The organism is Microcoleus sp. FACHB-SPT15 (assembly GCF_014849525.1).
In the GTDB taxonomy this organism is placed as follows: Bacteria; Cyanobacteriota; Cyanobacteriia; order Cyanobacteriales; family Coleofasciculaceae; genus Symplocastrum; species Symplocastrum torsivum.
Window position 1 is genome coordinate 168,579 of the sequence record NZ_JACJNU010000051.1, and the last position, 15,379, is coordinate 183,957.

16 protein-coding genes are annotated in these 15,379 nt (G+C 46.7%); 8 read left to right on the top strand and 8 right to left on the bottom strand.

Going from position 1 to position 15,379, the window contains the following annotated elements; genetic code table 11:
• The first annotated feature begins 19 nt into the window (after positions 1–19).
• From H6F98_RS18675 to H6F98_RS18695, 5 genes are all read left to right on the top strand, one after another.
• On the top strand, positions 20–1,039 hold the full coding sequence (locus H6F98_RS18675; protein ID WP_192220199.1) for an NACHT domain-containing NTPase: 1,020 nt from the start codon (positions 20–22) through the stop codon (positions 1,037–1,039).
• A gap of 97 nt (positions 1,040–1,136) precedes the next feature.
• A complete protein-coding gene (locus H6F98_RS18680) occupies positions 1,137–1,463 on the top strand; it encodes a DUF433 domain-containing protein (protein ID WP_192220200.1) in 327 nt (108 codons plus the stop codon).
• Positions 1,464–1,466: 3 nt separating this feature from the next.
• On the top strand, positions 1,467–1,808 hold the full coding sequence (locus tag H6F98_RS18685) for a DUF5615 family PIN-like protein (RefSeq protein WP_192220201.1): 342 nt from the start codon (positions 1,467–1,469) through the stop codon (positions 1,806–1,808).
• A gap of 135 nt (positions 1,809–1,943) precedes the next feature.
• Positions 1,944–2,531, top strand: coding sequence for a phosphate-starvation-inducible PsiE family protein (locus H6F98_RS18690; RefSeq protein ID WP_192220202.1), 588 nt, complete (start codon positions 1,944–1,946; stop codon positions 2,529–2,531).
• Between the two features lie 82 nt (positions 2,532–2,613).
• Complete coding sequence (locus tag H6F98_RS18695) at positions 2,614–4,344, top strand: diflavin flavoprotein (protein ID WP_192220203.1); 1,731 nt, start codon at positions 2,614–2,616, stop codon at positions 4,342–4,344.
• A 22-nt stretch (positions 4,345–4,366) separates the two neighbouring features.
• On the opposite strand, the gene cofH is transcribed toward H6F98_RS18695, so the two are convergent.
• Positions 4,367–5,527 (bottom strand): 7,8-didemethyl-8-hydroxy-5-deazariboflavin synthase subunit CofH, encoded by a 1,161-nt coding sequence (cofH, locus tag H6F98_RS18700; protein WP_192220204.1) that lies wholly within the window; start codon positions 5,525–5,527, stop codon positions 4,367–4,369.
• A gap of 241 nt (positions 5,528–5,768) precedes the next feature.
• A complete protein-coding gene (locus H6F98_RS18705; RefSeq protein WP_192220205.1) occupies positions 5,769–6,464 on the bottom strand; it encodes a TVP38/TMEM64 family protein in 696 nt (231 codons plus the stop codon).
• A 319-nt stretch (positions 6,465–6,783) separates the two neighbouring features.
• Here H6F98_RS18705 and H6F98_RS18710 point away from each other — a divergent pair, with 319 nt between their 5' ends.
• Positions 6,784–8,034, top strand: coding sequence for a glycosyltransferase (locus H6F98_RS18710; RefSeq protein WP_192220206.1), 1,251 nt, complete (start codon positions 6,784–6,786; stop codon positions 8,032–8,034).
• A 12-nt stretch (positions 8,035–8,046) separates the two neighbouring features.
• Entirely contained in the window at positions 8,047–9,948 is a 1,902-nt protein-coding gene (locus H6F98_RS18715) for a glycosyltransferase family 39 protein (RefSeq protein ID WP_313929897.1), read from the top strand.
• Between the two features lie 17 nt (positions 9,949–9,965).
• On the opposite strand, the gene H6F98_RS18720 is transcribed toward H6F98_RS18715, so the two are convergent.
• The 4 genes from H6F98_RS18720 to H6F98_RS18735 all read right to left on the bottom strand — a co-directional run bounded on the left by H6F98_RS18720 (position 9,966) and on the right by H6F98_RS18735 (position 12,508).
• Positions 9,966–10,226, bottom strand: coding sequence for a MoaD/ThiS family protein (locus H6F98_RS18720; RefSeq protein WP_192220207.1), 261 nt, complete (start codon positions 10,224–10,226; stop codon positions 9,966–9,968).
• A 96-nt stretch (positions 10,227–10,322) separates the two neighbouring features.
• Entirely contained in the window at positions 10,323–10,955 is a 633-nt protein-coding gene (locus tag H6F98_RS18725) for a J domain-containing protein (RefSeq protein WP_192220208.1), read from the bottom strand.
• Positions 10,956–11,052: 97 nt separating this feature from the next.
• On the bottom strand, positions 11,053–11,649 hold the full coding sequence (locus tag H6F98_RS18730; protein WP_277927596.1) for an ATP-dependent Clp protease proteolytic subunit: 597 nt from the start codon (positions 11,647–11,649) through the stop codon (positions 11,053–11,055).
• A gap of 202 nt (positions 11,650–11,851) precedes the next feature.
• Positions 11,852–12,508, bottom strand: a complete 657-nt coding sequence (locus H6F98_RS18735) for an ATP-dependent Clp protease proteolytic subunit (RefSeq protein ID WP_192220209.1) — start codon at positions 12,506–12,508, stop codon at positions 11,852–11,854.
• Between the two features lie 216 nt (positions 12,509–12,724).
• On the opposite strand from H6F98_RS18735, the gene H6F98_RS18740 reads away from it, so the two are divergent.
• A complete protein-coding gene (locus tag H6F98_RS18740; RefSeq protein ID WP_192220210.1) occupies positions 12,725–13,966 on the top strand; it encodes a VWA domain-containing protein in 1,242 nt (413 codons plus the stop codon).
• Positions 13,967–14,045: 79 nt separating this feature from the next.
• Here H6F98_RS18740 and H6F98_RS18745 read toward each other — a convergent pair whose 3' ends face one another.
• Together H6F98_RS18745 and H6F98_RS18750 are read right to left on the bottom strand one after the other, a co-directional pair.
• Positions 14,046–14,231, bottom strand: a complete 186-nt coding sequence (locus tag H6F98_RS18745) for a hypothetical protein (RefSeq protein ID WP_192220211.1) — start codon at positions 14,229–14,231, stop codon at positions 14,046–14,048.
• A gap of 5 nt (positions 14,232–14,236) precedes the next feature.
• Positions 14,237–15,316: a PIN/TRAM domain-containing protein gene (locus H6F98_RS18750; protein ID WP_192220212.1), complete on the bottom strand. Its 1,080-nt coding sequence runs from the start codon at positions 15,314–15,316 to the stop codon at positions 14,237–14,239.
• Between the last annotated feature and the right edge of the window lie 63 nt (positions 15,317–15,379).

The window sequence follows — 15,379 nt, forward strand, 5'->3', positions numbered from 1 at the left end:
AAAAGCGCTTCTAACTCATGTGGCTAAGGTTACTTTTGAGGAAAATCGCTACTTCTTTGAACAAGAGGAAATTGAGAAATATATTGCTGACTATCTCCGCACTTTATCCAATGTAAAAATAGACGGATTGCAAAGGAATAGTAGGGCGGTACTGAAATCAATTGAGGTGCAGCATGGGTTATTGATGGAAAAAGCACCTGAAATTTACTCTTTTTCTCACCTGACGTTTCAAGAGTATTTCACAGCAAAGTGGTTTTGTGCTCGCGCTGATTTTACTGATTGGGAAGATTTAGCAAACCACATTACTGAGACACGCTGGCGAGAAATCTTTTTGCTAGCAGTTGGCATGATGAAGCCTGCTGACAAACTACTGCTATTGATGAAGCAGTGTGCTGATCGGCTCATGCTCGACGAAGTATTTCGGGTATTTTTTAAGTGGATGAACGAAAAGACAATTCAAGTTAAGGAGGTTGAAGGAGTTTCCCTATCGCCAGCAATTATTCGAGCCTTCTACTTCGACCTTACCCTCCCTCATGCTCGTGGTTTCAACCGCAGACGCGACCGCACACGATACTGCGATCTCTCTATAGAACTAGACCGCCATCTCAACCTAGCCCTCCACTACACCTTACCCCTTGATCGTGCCATCACTTTCCCTCTCGCCTTCACGAGCAATCGTAAACGTGCCATTGATGGAGTACGTGCTCTTGACATCGCCCTCGACATCGCCCTCGACCCTAGACTTAAGAAAGCACTGCAACAACTAAAGGATCGACTACCTAACCCAAAGGGTGACGAAGAGAAATTTATCCAATGGTGGGCAACTAAAGGTCAAGACTGGACTAAGCAATTGAAAGAGCTGATATTTGAATATCGCAAGATTTGTTACGATTGGTACTTCAGTGAAGAGCAACAAAAACAGCTTAAAAACTATTGGAATGCCAATAAATTGATGGTAGATTGTCTGAGTAGTGATTGTGTAGTTAGTGATGATACTAGAGACAAAATTGAGGCAAATTTATTCTTGCCTAATTTCTAAATCAAGAATCGTCAACAGCACAGGTAAGTTGCGGATTTAGCAAATGAATAACCTTTGGATTTGAAGATAAATATTTTAACAAATCGCGATCGCACTCATGACCCACAAAGAATTAGAAACACAACTTCTTGCTTTAACGCCAGAAGAAAAAGCCCAAGCCATACAAATCTTGACCCAAACTTTAACCAACAAGCCTCTAGGAATTACAAAAACTCCTGGTATCTGTGGTGGTGATGCTTGTATTGCCGGAACTCGCATCCCAGTTTGGGGATTAATCGAGTCTCGTCATCTAGGTATTAGTGAAGCACAATTACTAGATGATTACCCACACATTAGTGCCGCTGATTTAGTCAATGCTTGGGCTTATGCTGACGCACATCCAGAGGAAATAGAAGAAGCTATTAGAAAAAATCAGGAAGCGTAATATATGGCGCGTCTCTATGCCGATGAACACTTTCCACGCATAGTCAGCGAATTATTACGTAATATGGGTCATGATGTCCTGACGGTACAAGAAGCAGGGAATGCAAATCTTGGGATTCCTGACGAAGAAGTGTTAGCTTTTGCTGTCACTCATGACAGGGCAGTTGTAACCATCAATCGGTTTGATTTTGTCCGGCTGCATCAGCTACATCCTAATCATTCTGGCATCATCGTCTGTAGTAACGACCTGGATAGAAACCGGATGGCAGTTCGACTTAATGAGGCTATTTCTGCTGAAGAAACCCTAACAGGTAAATTGATTCGAGTTAATCGTCCGTCACGGTGAGTTGCAAAAAATTGGATGAGAACCCTCGCGTTAACGCTGATAAAGACTATTAGAAAATTCAATTAATAAACACTTAATTTATAAGCGAAGGGAATGTAAGCTGGATTCCAGTGACACAGGCGAGAGGAATCCTTTATGCAGAAACCTTTGACGAACCCTTTAACTAACGGCTATGAATGGTTGAAGCGAAATCAAATTGTACGTGTCCTGGAAACCGTCCAAGACTTATTTGTAATTTCCCTGTGTATCGCTCTATTCGCCCTCATGGCAATCCAGCTACGAGAGATGTTTTTCGAGCTGCTGCCTCCGCTTGATTTCCCAGGTGTTACCTCAGATATTCTGTTCTTGCTGATTTTAGTCGAGTTATTCCGACTGTTGATTATTTACTTGCAAGAGCAACGAGTCTCGATTGGGGTAGCGGTGGAAGTGTCTATTGTCTCCGTTTTGCGAGAAGTAATCGTGCGGGGAGTTCTAGAAACATCCTGGATTCAAATTTTAGCTGCCTGTGCCTTTTTGATAGTTATGGCTGCATTGTTAGTTGTTCGAGTATGGCTGCCACCTACCTTTGATGGAGTTGACCCGGAAAAGCGCTTGACAATGAGGAATAAGCTCATTGCGACAGATAACTCATCGAATGCGCTAGAAACAGCAACTCATCTAAATTCTCAATCCCTTAGTTCTATCGTTACAAATGGGACGAACGGTTTAGGACATCACGATTGAAACGGTGGATCGAAGGGTTTGAAAAATTGCTCAAACTCCACCATTTAAACCCTGACAAACTATTACCTGGAGAATTAAAACCATGCTGGATATTAAACCTCGCGATGTTCAAGTCGCCTCGATCGCTGCTGCCGATACTACTGTTTTGCGATCGCGCACTTGGGATAGACTCAAATTTGAAGTCGAATACTCCCTGCAACGCGGCACCACTGCCAATTCCTATCTGATTCAAGCCGATAAAACCGCGCTTATCGACCCGCCAGGTGAGTCGTTTACCGAGATTTTCCTGCACCAATCACAGCAGTTTATAGAGTTGCAGCAGTTAGATTACATAATTTTGGGTCACGTCAACCCGAACCGGATGGTGACGCTCAAAGCCTTGCTAGAGTTAGCGCCACAAGTAACCTTTGTTTGCTCTAAACCGGGTGCGATCGCCCTGCAAAGTGCCTTAAGAGAGTACCAACACCTGTTAAAGATTTGGATACCAAGGGCGGAAGACACCTTAGACTTAGGTAACTCTCATCAACTGCAATTTATCTCCGTTCCCACCCCACGCTGGCCCGATGGACTTTGCACCTACGACCCAGCAACTCGTATCCTGTTTACCGATAAACTCTTTGGTTGCCATGTCTGCGGCGATGAAGTTTTTGATGACAACTGGAAAGCCTTAGACGAAGACCGTCGCTTCTATTATGATTGCCTCCATGCCGCTCAATCCCGGCAGGTGGAAGTCGCCCTTGATAAATTGGCGGCTTTCTCAGCCAAGATGTACGCCCCCGGTCACGGGTCAATTGTACGCTACAGCCTCAGCCGACTCACCCACGACTATCGGACGTGGAGCCAACAGCAGAAAGAGCAAGACTTGACAGTTACGCTAATCTATGCGTCAGCTTACGGGAATACGGCAACGCTGGCGCAAGCGATCGCAAAAGGCATCACCAAGGCAGGTGTCGGTGTAGAAACCATTAACTGTGAATTCACCGATCCGGCGGAAATTGAAGCCGCCGTGCAAAAATGCGATGGCTTTATCATCGGTTCTCCTACTCTAGGGGGACACATGCCGACCCAAGTACAAACCGCCTTGGGGACTGTCCTCTCCACTGCTGCCAAAACCAAGTTAGCGGGTGTTTTTGGTTCATACGGCTGGAGTGGGGAAGCGGTTGATGAGATTGAAAGCAAACTCCAAGATGCCGGTTATCGCCTCGGCTTTGATACGATTCGGGTCAAGTTCAAACCCGATGATCTCACCCTGCAACAGTGCAAAGAAGCGGGGACGGATTTTGCTCAGTCGTTGAAAAAGTCCAAGAAATTCCGCACCCCCTCGCAACCCGTTAGTAACTCCCAAATTGACCGTACCGCACAAGCGGTAGGGCAAGTTGTCGGTTCGCTTTGCGTGTTAGCTGCCAAGCGTGGCGAGGTGAGTAGCGCCATGCTTGCATCCTGGGTTACGCAAGCGAGTTTTAATCCCCCTGGTTTGACTATTGCCGTAGCCAAAGATCGGGCGGCAGAGTCTTTAACTCATACGGGAGATAAATTTGTCTTGAATATTTTGAAGGAGGGGATGAATGTGAGGCGGCACTTTCTCAAGCCTTTTGCTCCGGGAGAAGACCGTTTTGCGGGTTTAGATACGCAGGACGCTGAAAACGGCTGTCCCATCATCAATGATGCCCTTGCCTATTTGGAATGCACGGTTAAGAGTCGGATGGATTGCGGTGACCACTGGCTGGTTTATGCGGTTGTTGACAATGGTAAGGTGATACAGTCCAAGGGGATGACGGCAGTGCATCACCGCAAATCGGGCTGCCAGTACTGAGGTCTTCAAAACCGGGCGACAGCTATAGCATTCCTGCCAGTCTGGGTGTTGGGAGATGTCGATACAGTGTATCTCGCTGCTGGTAAGGACGCCCTAGAGAGCTAATTGCTTCCTGCAACGTTTCCACCTCCATGCAAGTACCGCCCTGCGCTCCTGCCATTGAGGTGATATGCTCTTCCATCAACGTGCCACCAATATCGTTACAGCCCCATCTCAGGGCTTCTGTAGCACCAGCAAGACCAAGTTTTACCCAACTCGGTTGATGATTGGGAATCCAGTTGCCAAGGAAGATTCGGGCGACGGCGGTGAGTAATAGTGCGTCTTTGAGAACAGGTTGGTCACGTCCAACACGGCGGCGCAAGGGTTTCGGGGCTTCTTGTCCAACAAAGGGTAAGAGGATAAATTCAGTAATGAAGCTTGGGTAACCTCGATCGCGGGCAGTTTTTTGAAGCGATCGCAATTTCTCCAAATGCCCCATCTGCTGTTCTGGCGTTTCAATATGACCAGAAAGCATCGTGCTAGTAGTAGGCATTCCCAAGCGATGCGCTGTTCCTACAATTTCTAACCAAGTAACTGTATTCGTCTTTTCGGGACAGAGAATGCGCCGCACCTGATCATCCAAAACTTCTGCCGCTGTTCCTGGCATTGAGCCAACACCCGCCTCTTGGAGGGCAGCAATCACTGTGGCATAGCTAATCCCGTCATTCTCAGCAATAAATTGCACTTCTTGCGGCGAGAAAGCGTGTAGATGCAGTTGCCCAAACTCATCTTTTATCGTTCTCACCAATCGTTGGTAATAGGGCAAGAATGCGCCGTTGATTTTTGCTTCTGGGTTCAGCCCTCCCTGCATACAGATTTCCGTCGCACCCCGCCGCACCGCATCAGTTGTCTTCTCCTGAATTTGTCCCCAGTCGAGCCAATAGGCGCCATCTTCCCCGGCATCACGACGAAATGCACAGAAACTACAGTGCTGTTCACAGATATTCGAGAAATTAATATTGCGATTAATCACATAAGTCACAACATCGCCAGCTTGTCGGTGGCGCAGTTGGTCAGCCGTTTCCTGAATCGCTGCGAGGAGGGTCGGTTCGGTTTGATGAAGAAGTACAACACCCTCTTCTGGGGATATGTCTTCACCAGTCAAGGCACGGTTAAGAATGGCATCAACAGTTTGAGTAATCACAGGGCATCAGGAAAAACCAGGTTACTCTTTCCAATTTTGACAGGGAATCCTCAACGTGATGCTAAGAAAAAGAAGAGAGCAGGGGAAGCCGAGGCTGGTAATTCTTATAGTCCAAAAGCTGCGATCGCGAAGCGCTAGTGCTTGCCGTAGATCGCTCTTTCTCTAACAGACGGGTAGATATTAATACAAATTCTCCTCTATTTCCCTGCCTTCAAGAGCTTCCTCCAACTCCCTTCTTCTCTCAATCAACATCCTCCTGCTGTCTTTTTCGCTCCTTTTCCTCTAGAGCTTCCTGAGGAGATTGGCGACGGCGTCGATACCAAGTTGCGCCACCAACCAGCAATCCTGTCAAGCACAATGCTCCAATTAACGGTAAGAAATCGCCAGTTCTCATTGCCTGTAAGCCGGAACTTCCTAACATTACGAAAGGTAACACCCCTGGTATGGTGCCGATAATTGTCCCTAGCAGGTAGTCCCGAAATTGGATCGAGGTTAAACCAGCGGCAAAATTTACTAAACCATAGGGAATAATCGGCAGCAGCCGGATCGCAAACATATAGAACAAGCCGCCCTGACTCATTTCTGCATCCATCGCTTGCCAGCGTCCAGCTAGCCTACGGGCAACTAAGTCTCTCCCAACGGTTCGGGTAAAGCCAAACGCTACTACAGCCGCAATTACTGCTGCAATGCTCGTCCAGAGTGTACCCAACCAGGGACCAAAGATTGCACCACCTGTAAGATTGAGTGCTGTTGAAGGCAAAACTAATACGGTTGCGACTGTATATAGAGCGATGTAGATAATCGGTGCCCAAATTCCTGCTTGATTGAGCCGTGCTTGGAGTTGAGCGGAGTCAATACCTCCCAGCAGAAATACTGCTAAGCCTGTGACAATAATACAGAACACGGTGAGAAGGAAAATCCCGCTTTTGAAGTTCAATGCAATACTCCTTCGCCCTATACGTCTTCGGAAATTAGGTTGTGTTAGTCACAACTTTAAAACAGCCAGCTTGCTTGAGCATTAACTGTTTTTTATTATCACTTCGTTGGCAAGGATAGCTTGACCTGCTTTATGCATTTATGATTCAGGTTGGACTGAATACAGGTGTTTAAATATAAATTTCTTGCAAAAATCCCTCTAAGGGAAGAAGCATTTTTAGACAGGTTTTGGGGTACTGCTGAAAATCCTGGAACTAATGCTTTGCAGGTAAAGGTGTGCATCACTTTCCCGCTCTTTTTAAACCGTAAGACTTGCTCTAATGAGTATCTATCACCCTCCCTCCCTTCTTCAGGTTCCCTCAGGTTCATTGCAAATACCGCTAGCTGTTGACTCTGAATCGCCAGATACTAGCCCTGAATTATTGAATGGCGAAATGCAACCGCATTTAAGGAAGACAGAGTGCCCAATTCTGTTTTCTCTGGTGATTCCCACTTATAACGAGGGGAAAAATATTCCAAAAATTGTGACTCTCCTGAGTCAGATTTTGGATGAAGCAATTCCAGAAGCTTACGAACTGATTGTCGTGGATGACAATAGCCCTGATAGTACTTGGGAAATCGCTCAGGCGCTGATGCCAGAGTACCCTCAACTGCGAGTAATGCGGCGAGTTGAGGAGCGAGGACTTTCTACGGCTGTCATTCGCGGCTGGCAAGCCTCTAGGGGAGACGTTTTAGGTGTGATTGATGCTGACCTGCAACACCCTCCAGAAGTAATGCTGCAATTGTGGAACGAGATACAGCGAGGCGCTGATTTAGCTGTTGCTAGCCGTCATGTGGAAGGTGGTGGCGTTAGTGATTGGAGTGTTGCGCGTCGATTTTTGTCGCGTGGTGCTCAAACGTTGGGGTTGATGATCTTACCAGGGGTGATTGGACGGGTTTCTGACCCGATGACAGGTTATTTTTTGGTGCGTCGTGCCTGTATTGCTGGTAAAACCCTAAGTCCGCTAGGTTACAAGATTTTGATTGAAGTATTAGGGCGCGGTAATATCCGCTGGATTGGAGAAGTGGGTTATGTTTTCCAAGAGCGGCAAGCGGGGGAGAGTAAGGTTACTTGGAAACAATATGTGGAGTATATCCAGCATTTATTGCGGTTGCGCTTTGCTCGTTGGCCAGTGGCGAGATTCCTCCGCTTTGCTGTGGTTGGCTTCAGTGGTGTATTTGTCGATTTGGCTGTGTTTTATCTCCTGCGTCAAGCGGGTTTAGGGCTAACTCGTAGTATTATTCTTTCTGCTGAAGTGGCAATTATCAATAACTTTTTGTGGAATGACTTGTGGACGTTTGGTGATATTTCCCAACGGCAACCGGGCAAACGCCAGCGCTTCAGGCGGTTATTGAAATTCAATATGATTTGTCTAGCTGGGATGGTTTTGCAGACTTTGATCGTGAATTTGCTGTTTAATGTCTTTTTGGTTAACGAGTATCTAGCAAAGTTAATTGCGATCGCTACTGTCACGCTTTGGAACTTTTGGGTCAATCTTAAGCTCAGTTGGCGAGTTACCCAAGTTGATTGAGGCTTTAATCTGTTGAAATCTTTTCTTTCGTCGCGCTGGTTCCAACTACTACTCCTGTTCGTATGGATTGCCATTGGCACAGGCTTACGGTTCACTCACCTGGCAGGAAAGCCACCCTGGACGGATGAGTTTGTAACGATGGTATTCAGCTTGGGCAATAGTTATCAAACGGTGCCACTGGATCAGGCGATTTCCTTAGATACGCTTTTGCAACCCCTGCAACCGAATCCTACGGCTGGCGCATCGGCAGTGATGCATCACATATTTACAGAAGATGTCCATCCTCCCCTCTATTTTGTGCTGGCTCATTGGTGGATGCAGTTATTTCCAGCATCGGGAGAGTATATTTCACTTTGGGTAGCGCGATCGCTTCCTGCTTTGCTTGGTGTTATTTCCATACCAGCAATGTATGGACTCGGCTGGCTAGCGTTTCGTTCCCGTTTAGTGGCACAACTCGCCGCCGCGATGATGGCAGTTTCTCCCTTTGGGGTTTTCCTGGCACAGGAAGCACGTCATTATGCCCTAGGAATACTCTGGGTTATTGCTTCTCTGTGCTGCTTAGTCGTGGCTGTGCAGCATCTCAAAGGTCGCACACCTATTCCCCTTTGGCTTGTCTTGTGCTGGGTAGTGGTGAATAGCTTAGGCGTAGCAACCCACTACTTTTTTATACTGACTCTTACAGCGGAAGCGATCGCATTAACCGTTTTGTGGGTTTCAGACAGCCGCTTGGCTTTTAAATTCAAGACTAAGCCTGAAGAACTACCACCCATTCCCAATTCCCTCCTCACTAAAGCTCCGGTCCCAATCCCCAATTCCCAATTGTGGCGAATTGGCGCTGTTGCTGTTGGAACTTTGGTGGGGTGCTTAGTTTGGATACCCGTATGGCAGATGAGTCATGACCCACAGATGACGCAATGGATTATGAGCGATGGCACGTTTCTTTCCTTGCTTAACCCAATCTTTCAGTCGCTTGCGGCTTGGGTTACTATGCTGTCTCTGCTGCCTGTGGAAGCACCATCCCTATTAGTAGTTATCATTTCGGGTGTTGTGATGATTGGGTTTTTCCTTTGGGCAATACCAATTTTCTATCGTGGCACCAAAGCTCTGTTGGGACAGCCTGATACTCGTTTGGCAACAGGTATTTTGGGAGGATTTGTTTTAGGAGCGATCGCCTTATTTTATGGAATTACTTACTTCCTCGGTACTGACCTCACACGAGGCGCACGGTATAACTTCGTCTACTTTCCTGCCGTCATCGTGTTAGTAGGAGCAATACTTTCGCTCAATTGGGCTACCGCCAGCACTCCTAATTTAAAACAATCTCCTGATACAGAAACCCTGCTTTCACAAAATGCGAAACTATCCTCACCATCTACTCCCAATTTTTCATATTTTAGAACCCGTGGAAAAGTAGCTGTGGCAATCATCTGGATTATGGGGTTGTTAAGTGGGGTTACTGTCGTCAACAATCTGGGTTATCAGAAATACTACCGTCCCGATCTTCTGGTGCCGATATTTCAAAAAGCCTCATCAGTACCCGTATTAATTGCCACTACCCACAACACTCTTGTACAAACTGGTGAAATGATGGGCATTGCTTGGGAATTCCAACGGACGGATGCTTCTAAAAAGTCAGTATTAAAACCCCAGTTTCTCTTAGCGCATCAAGACCAAGAGCAGTGTATTAGCCTTCAAGGAACAGATTGTCGCGCTTTTACTACTCTCCAACAAACATTAAATCAACTTTCACGTCCCTTAGATTTGTGGCTAGTGAACTTTAAAGCATCAGTAGAACAAGATTTACCCAACTGTTTTGCTGAAGAAACGACTCAGTATCACTCATCAGTGGATGGTTACCAAACTCAGCTATTTCACTGCCTTTCCTCTGATTCTGATGTTTCCCGGCAACCGTGAAGAGGTTTATGAAGAGTTCAGCCACCGCTGACGGGTGGAATTAGTACTACTTCATCACCATCTTGAAGGATAGTTTCTGCCTCAACAAACTCAAGATTAATGCCAAAGCGGGTAAGATTTTGCCACTGTTTGAGTTCTGGATGTTCGGTAATCAGATGCTCTTGCACCGCTACCACAGGTGTTCCAGTTGGAAATTCTAGGCTTAACTCTGGCAGGCCATACGCTTCCTGATAAGCGGCAAAAAGTTTAACCGTAACGGTAACTGAAGACTCTGACATATAACAATTCAAAATTCAAAATGGGGAGATCTAAATAAGGCAATTTGAGAAACCGGAACAGGCTTTTTCGTAACTGAGGCGGCTCAAAATAGGTCGTTACAAAATCTGTTCAATGCGGCGAAAATCTCGTTCAACTTCTGCCCAAAGGGAACGGTTGTGTGGATCGGTACGCAGCGCTTTTTTGAGGTAAATTCTTGCCTTATCGAGTTGCCGCTCGGTAACTAGATGACGACCCCAACTCGCATAAGCGATCGCTTGCCATTGTCGCACTTCTGGGTCTTGGGGAATACGATAGGCTAACCCTTCGACAAGTGCGATCGATCTGGCAAATCGCTTGTATTTTAGTAACTGCTGTAATTGCTTATATGCATTCCACTTTAGCTGTTTTTCAATCGCTGACAGCGGTGGATTAAATGGAACAGTTCGTGGCTTACGAATCACCTTCGTTGCTGGGGCAGGACTTGGCGATACGCCAGCCGATGAAGATGGACTTGCAACCTTAACCGTCTGGGGAGGTGGTGACACCTTATTAGTCCCAGACGGCTGGATAGAACTGAGGAGAAACTTGTAAGCCTCAGTTAATTTAATAAACTTTTCTTGGGCGAGTAGGTCTCCAGAATTGACATCAGGATGATACCGTCGTGCTAGACGCCGATAAGATGCCTTGACTTCAGCTATGGAAGCTCCATCTCTCAAACCCAACAAACGATAACAATCCGCCAGATTCATCTAAAGGAATAGCACTGATAAGGTTGACACCTTGGTAAGGGCACCCTGAGTACCGTCAAAGGCAGAATTAAGGGTCTGCCTTACCAACGTGTCTATCCTAAGATGCCCGATCCTCAATGACCCGGTCAATCAATCCGTATTCCAGCGCCTCTTGAGCTGACATGAAAAAGTCACGATCCATGTCTTTTTCAATCTTCTCAATGGTTTTACCAGTATTGTTGGCGTAAATTTGGTTGAGCTGATGGCGGATTCGTATAATCTCTCTAGCTTCAATCTCAATATCTGTGGCTTGTCCGCGTGTGCCACCTGAGGGTTGGTGGATCATAATCCGCGAGTGAGGTAAAGCTAGACGTTTGCCTTTCTTCCCAGCCGCTAGTAGGAAGGAACCCATTGAAGCGGCTAAACCGACACAAATGGTTACGACATCTGACTTGATGTGCTGCATTGTGTCAAAAATTGCCATGCCTGCGGTGACTGAACCACCAGGGGAGTTGATGTAGAGGAAAATATCTTTGCTGTTATCTTCCGAGTCCAGATAGAGCATGACAGCGATGATTTGATTGGCAATCTCATCATCAACTTCCTTGCCCAGAAAAATGATACGTTCCCGGTAAAGACGATTGTAAATGTCAATCCACTGGGTGTACTGTTCCCCTGGCATCTGGTAGGGAACTTTAGGAACGCCAATAGGCATAATTTGCTCCGAGTTTGAGTAAAGACGGTTAGTACTTCGTTTGTAGACCTAGATTTTTTGTCAGTTGCCAGTTGCAAGGGACAACCAACTAACAAAAAGCGATAACTTGTATCTGTTAGCGTAGCGGTTCGCTAGGGAAGCCGTGAACTTAGCAGACTTGAGGTTAAACGCCAAACCAGTAGAGGTTATGGAGAAAAGGGCGTTAAGAGACACCTACAGGCAGTGGGGTAGCGAGGTCTTGAGCCTCTAGTACGCGATCAATCAGACCATACTCTTTTGCCTGATGCGGTGTCATGTACAACAGTCGATCCATATCCTTGATAAGCTTTTCTCGTTCCTGACCTGTATTACGAGAGAGGATATCAATCATCGTTGCCTTGTTTGCTAACACTTCCTGGGCGCGAATCTGGATATCTGTCGCTTGACCACGGGCATAGCTCTTGGTCTGGTGTAAGACGATCGAAGCGTTAGGTAAGCTTGCTCTATTGCCTTTTGTCCCCGCAGATAGAAGCATGGCAGCCATGCCCATTGCTGAACCAAGGCAGATCGTGTGGATGGGTGGCTTGATGTAGTTCATCGTGTCACAAATGGCAAAGGCTTCGGTTTCAAAGCCAACGGGTTCGCCATTGTAATGGGAGGTGCCAGTAGAATTGATGTAGATTCTAATCGGCTTGTCAGGGTCTTGGTACTGTAAATACAGCAGTTCAGCAATAATTAACTCGGTTACCGCTGGCACCAAGGGCATACCCAGATACACAATCCGCTCATTCAGCAACAACGAGGGTAAATCTGGCGGTGGTGTTCGGTATGTAGTATTACCGTAGTAGGTGGATTGAACAGCCTGAATGGGTATTTTCATGGTGTTGGGGGCTGCAATAATGGCGCTATCTTTAATACATAGTAGCGTGTCTAGGAACTAGTCTGTGACCGTTCTTTGAGAGGCTTCTACCGCTTTTATTGTACTAATTCGTCTACTCAATAATTGTTCGGTTATTGTCCCTCGTTATTCCGTAGTTCTAGGGTATTCCTATGAAGTTGCTATTGATATGTCTCGCTTGCTCAGGAGCTTTATGAGATGAAAGTTGGTTTGCACCCTGCTCTAAATGATGCCCATGTTGATGGCAATCAATCAAGTACTCAGCGTCAGCTATCAATCGCAATTAGTGCGATCGCGACTGGGCAAGAATCGAATGTTCCGCTAAATTTATGCCTAGTTCTTGACCATAGTGGCTCAATGCATGGACGCCCTCTGGAAACGGTGAAAAAGGCAGCGCTCAATTTGGTCGAGCGACTAAACCCAGGCGATCGCATTTCCGTCGTTGCTTTTGATCACAGAGCAAAAGTTTTAGTCAAAAATCAGACTATTGACAACTTAGATGAAGTCAAAAAACAGATTCAACGCCTTTCTGCTGATGGTGGAACAGCAATTGATGAAGGTCTAAAGCTGGGAGTTGAAGAAGTAGCAAAAGGCAAACAAGATACCGTTTCTCAAGTATTCCTGCTAACGGATGGAGAGAACGAGCATGGTGACAATAAACGCTGCCTAAAATTAGCGGAACTTGCTACAGGCTATAAATTGACCTTAAATACGTTAGGATTTGGTGCTAACTGGAACCAAGACATCCTTGAAAAAATTGCTGATGTGGGTGGTGGCACACTGTCTTATATTGAACGCCCTGAACAAGCCGTTGATGAGTTTGCAAGGCTTTTCCAACGGGTTCAATCCGTACAGTTAACGAATGCCTACCTATTGTTCGATTTGATGCCCAAGGTGCGGTTAGCCGAACTTAAACCCATTGCACAAGTTGCCCCAGATACAATTGAACTGCCTGTCCAACAAGAAGGCAGTCGCTTTATTGTGCGCTTGGGAGATTTGATGACGGATGCTGAGCGAGTTATCTTGGCAAACCTGTATATTGGTCAATTACCAATGGGGCGTCAGGCGATCGCAAATGTGCAGGTGCGTTATGATGACCCAGCCGCAGGGCAAGAAAGTGTACTCTCCCAACTCGTGCCAGTAGAAGCCGATGTTCAGGGCAGCTACCAACCCGCACCCAATTCTCAAGTGCAACAAGCTATCTTGGCGTTAGCGAAATATCGGCAGACACAAATTGCTGAAGCGAAATTACAGCAAGGCGATCGTGCCGGGGCAGCAACGATGCTCCAAACAGCGGCCAAAACAGCGATCCAAATGGGCGATCAAAATGCCGCAACCGTTCTCCAAACGAGTGCAACTCGCTTGCAATCTGGCGAAGAACTCTCAGAAGCCGATCGCAAGAAGACCCGAATTGTCTCAAAAACAATTCTGCAAGAGTAGACTTGCAAGATTTCTGGTGAGTCTGGGATGGCCTTCTTGACCCGTCCTGCATTTTTTTAGGGCAGACTCCAAGCCTGCCCTATGACTTCTTCTTTGCTTTCCAGGTGCCACCGTAGAGATAATGCGGGTTATCTTGACTCAGAGAAGACCAACAGTTGTTGCACACAAAAGTCCAATCCCCGTCTTCCTCGTACTTCACTCGGTAGAGAACTGCCGAGAGTTGGTGACATACCGCACAGTCTTTACTCCGAACTGAACGCCCCATCAGCCTCAAGCAACAACCGACGCTTGCGGACGCGCAAAAATCATTCGCCCTGCTGAAGTTTGCAACGCTGAGGTTACAACAACTCGCAATTCGCCACCAACATGGCTACGCCCCTCTTCCACAACAACCATCGTGCCGTCGTTGAGATAGCCAACTCCTTGTGCAGGTTCCTTGCCTTCTTTGAGGATTTTTAGGTCAAGGCTGTCACCCGGACGGTAAATCGGACGTAGCGCTTGCGCTAAATCGTTAACGTTGAGGACTGGAACCTTCTGCAAGTTCGCAACTTTGCTGAGGTTGTAGTCGTTGGTCAACAGCGTACCGTTAATTTCCTGGGTGAAACGCACCAGTTTGGCATCGACCGTGTGAATGTCTTCGTAATCAGCGGGGTGAATAACTAAGCGTTCGGGAAAGGCTTCCTGCATCCGATTGAGGATGTCTAACCCACGACGCCCCCGGATTCGCTTTTGATCATTGGCGGCATCAGCCAGTTGCTGCAACTCTTGTAAGACAAACTGGGGTATGAGAATTTGCCCCTCGATAAAACCAGTATTGAGTAGTTCTTCGATGCGACCATCAATGATGCAACTAGTATCTAGAACCTTACTCGATGCGGGTTTGAGTGTGCCTTCTGCTACCAGTATGCTTTCCAAACTATTGGGGTTAATCAGCCGTAGGAAGGTACGACCGTGGGTATCAGCCAAACTAACGCCCAAAAAGGAAAACATCACACTGCCCAAAATCGCTACCAGAGGCTTGATAAAGGTAAAATCAAACGGTATTGGCAGCAAGAAGATGGGTGCAAGCATCAAGTTTGCTAACAACAACCCAAGCACTAAACCGACTGCTCTGGTTAAAATCACCTCAATCGGCATTTGGCGCACACGGGCTTCCAGCCGACGATAGGCAACCTGCACCGTTAATCCAATAGCGAAGCCAATAATTGCCCCGAAGCCAGCCGTAATCCAGCGTAACGCCTCAAGATTGGTGACTTGGTCTTGAACAGTGACGGGTAGTAATTCAACGCTGTCGAACCCTATGCCTGCCGCTGCTAGGATAAATAAAAGAATGATGACAAAATCAAGCATTGTTCCGTTCCAAGTAATTGGTGTGGCAATTCCTTACGGAATTTCATAAACACAAAAGTGATA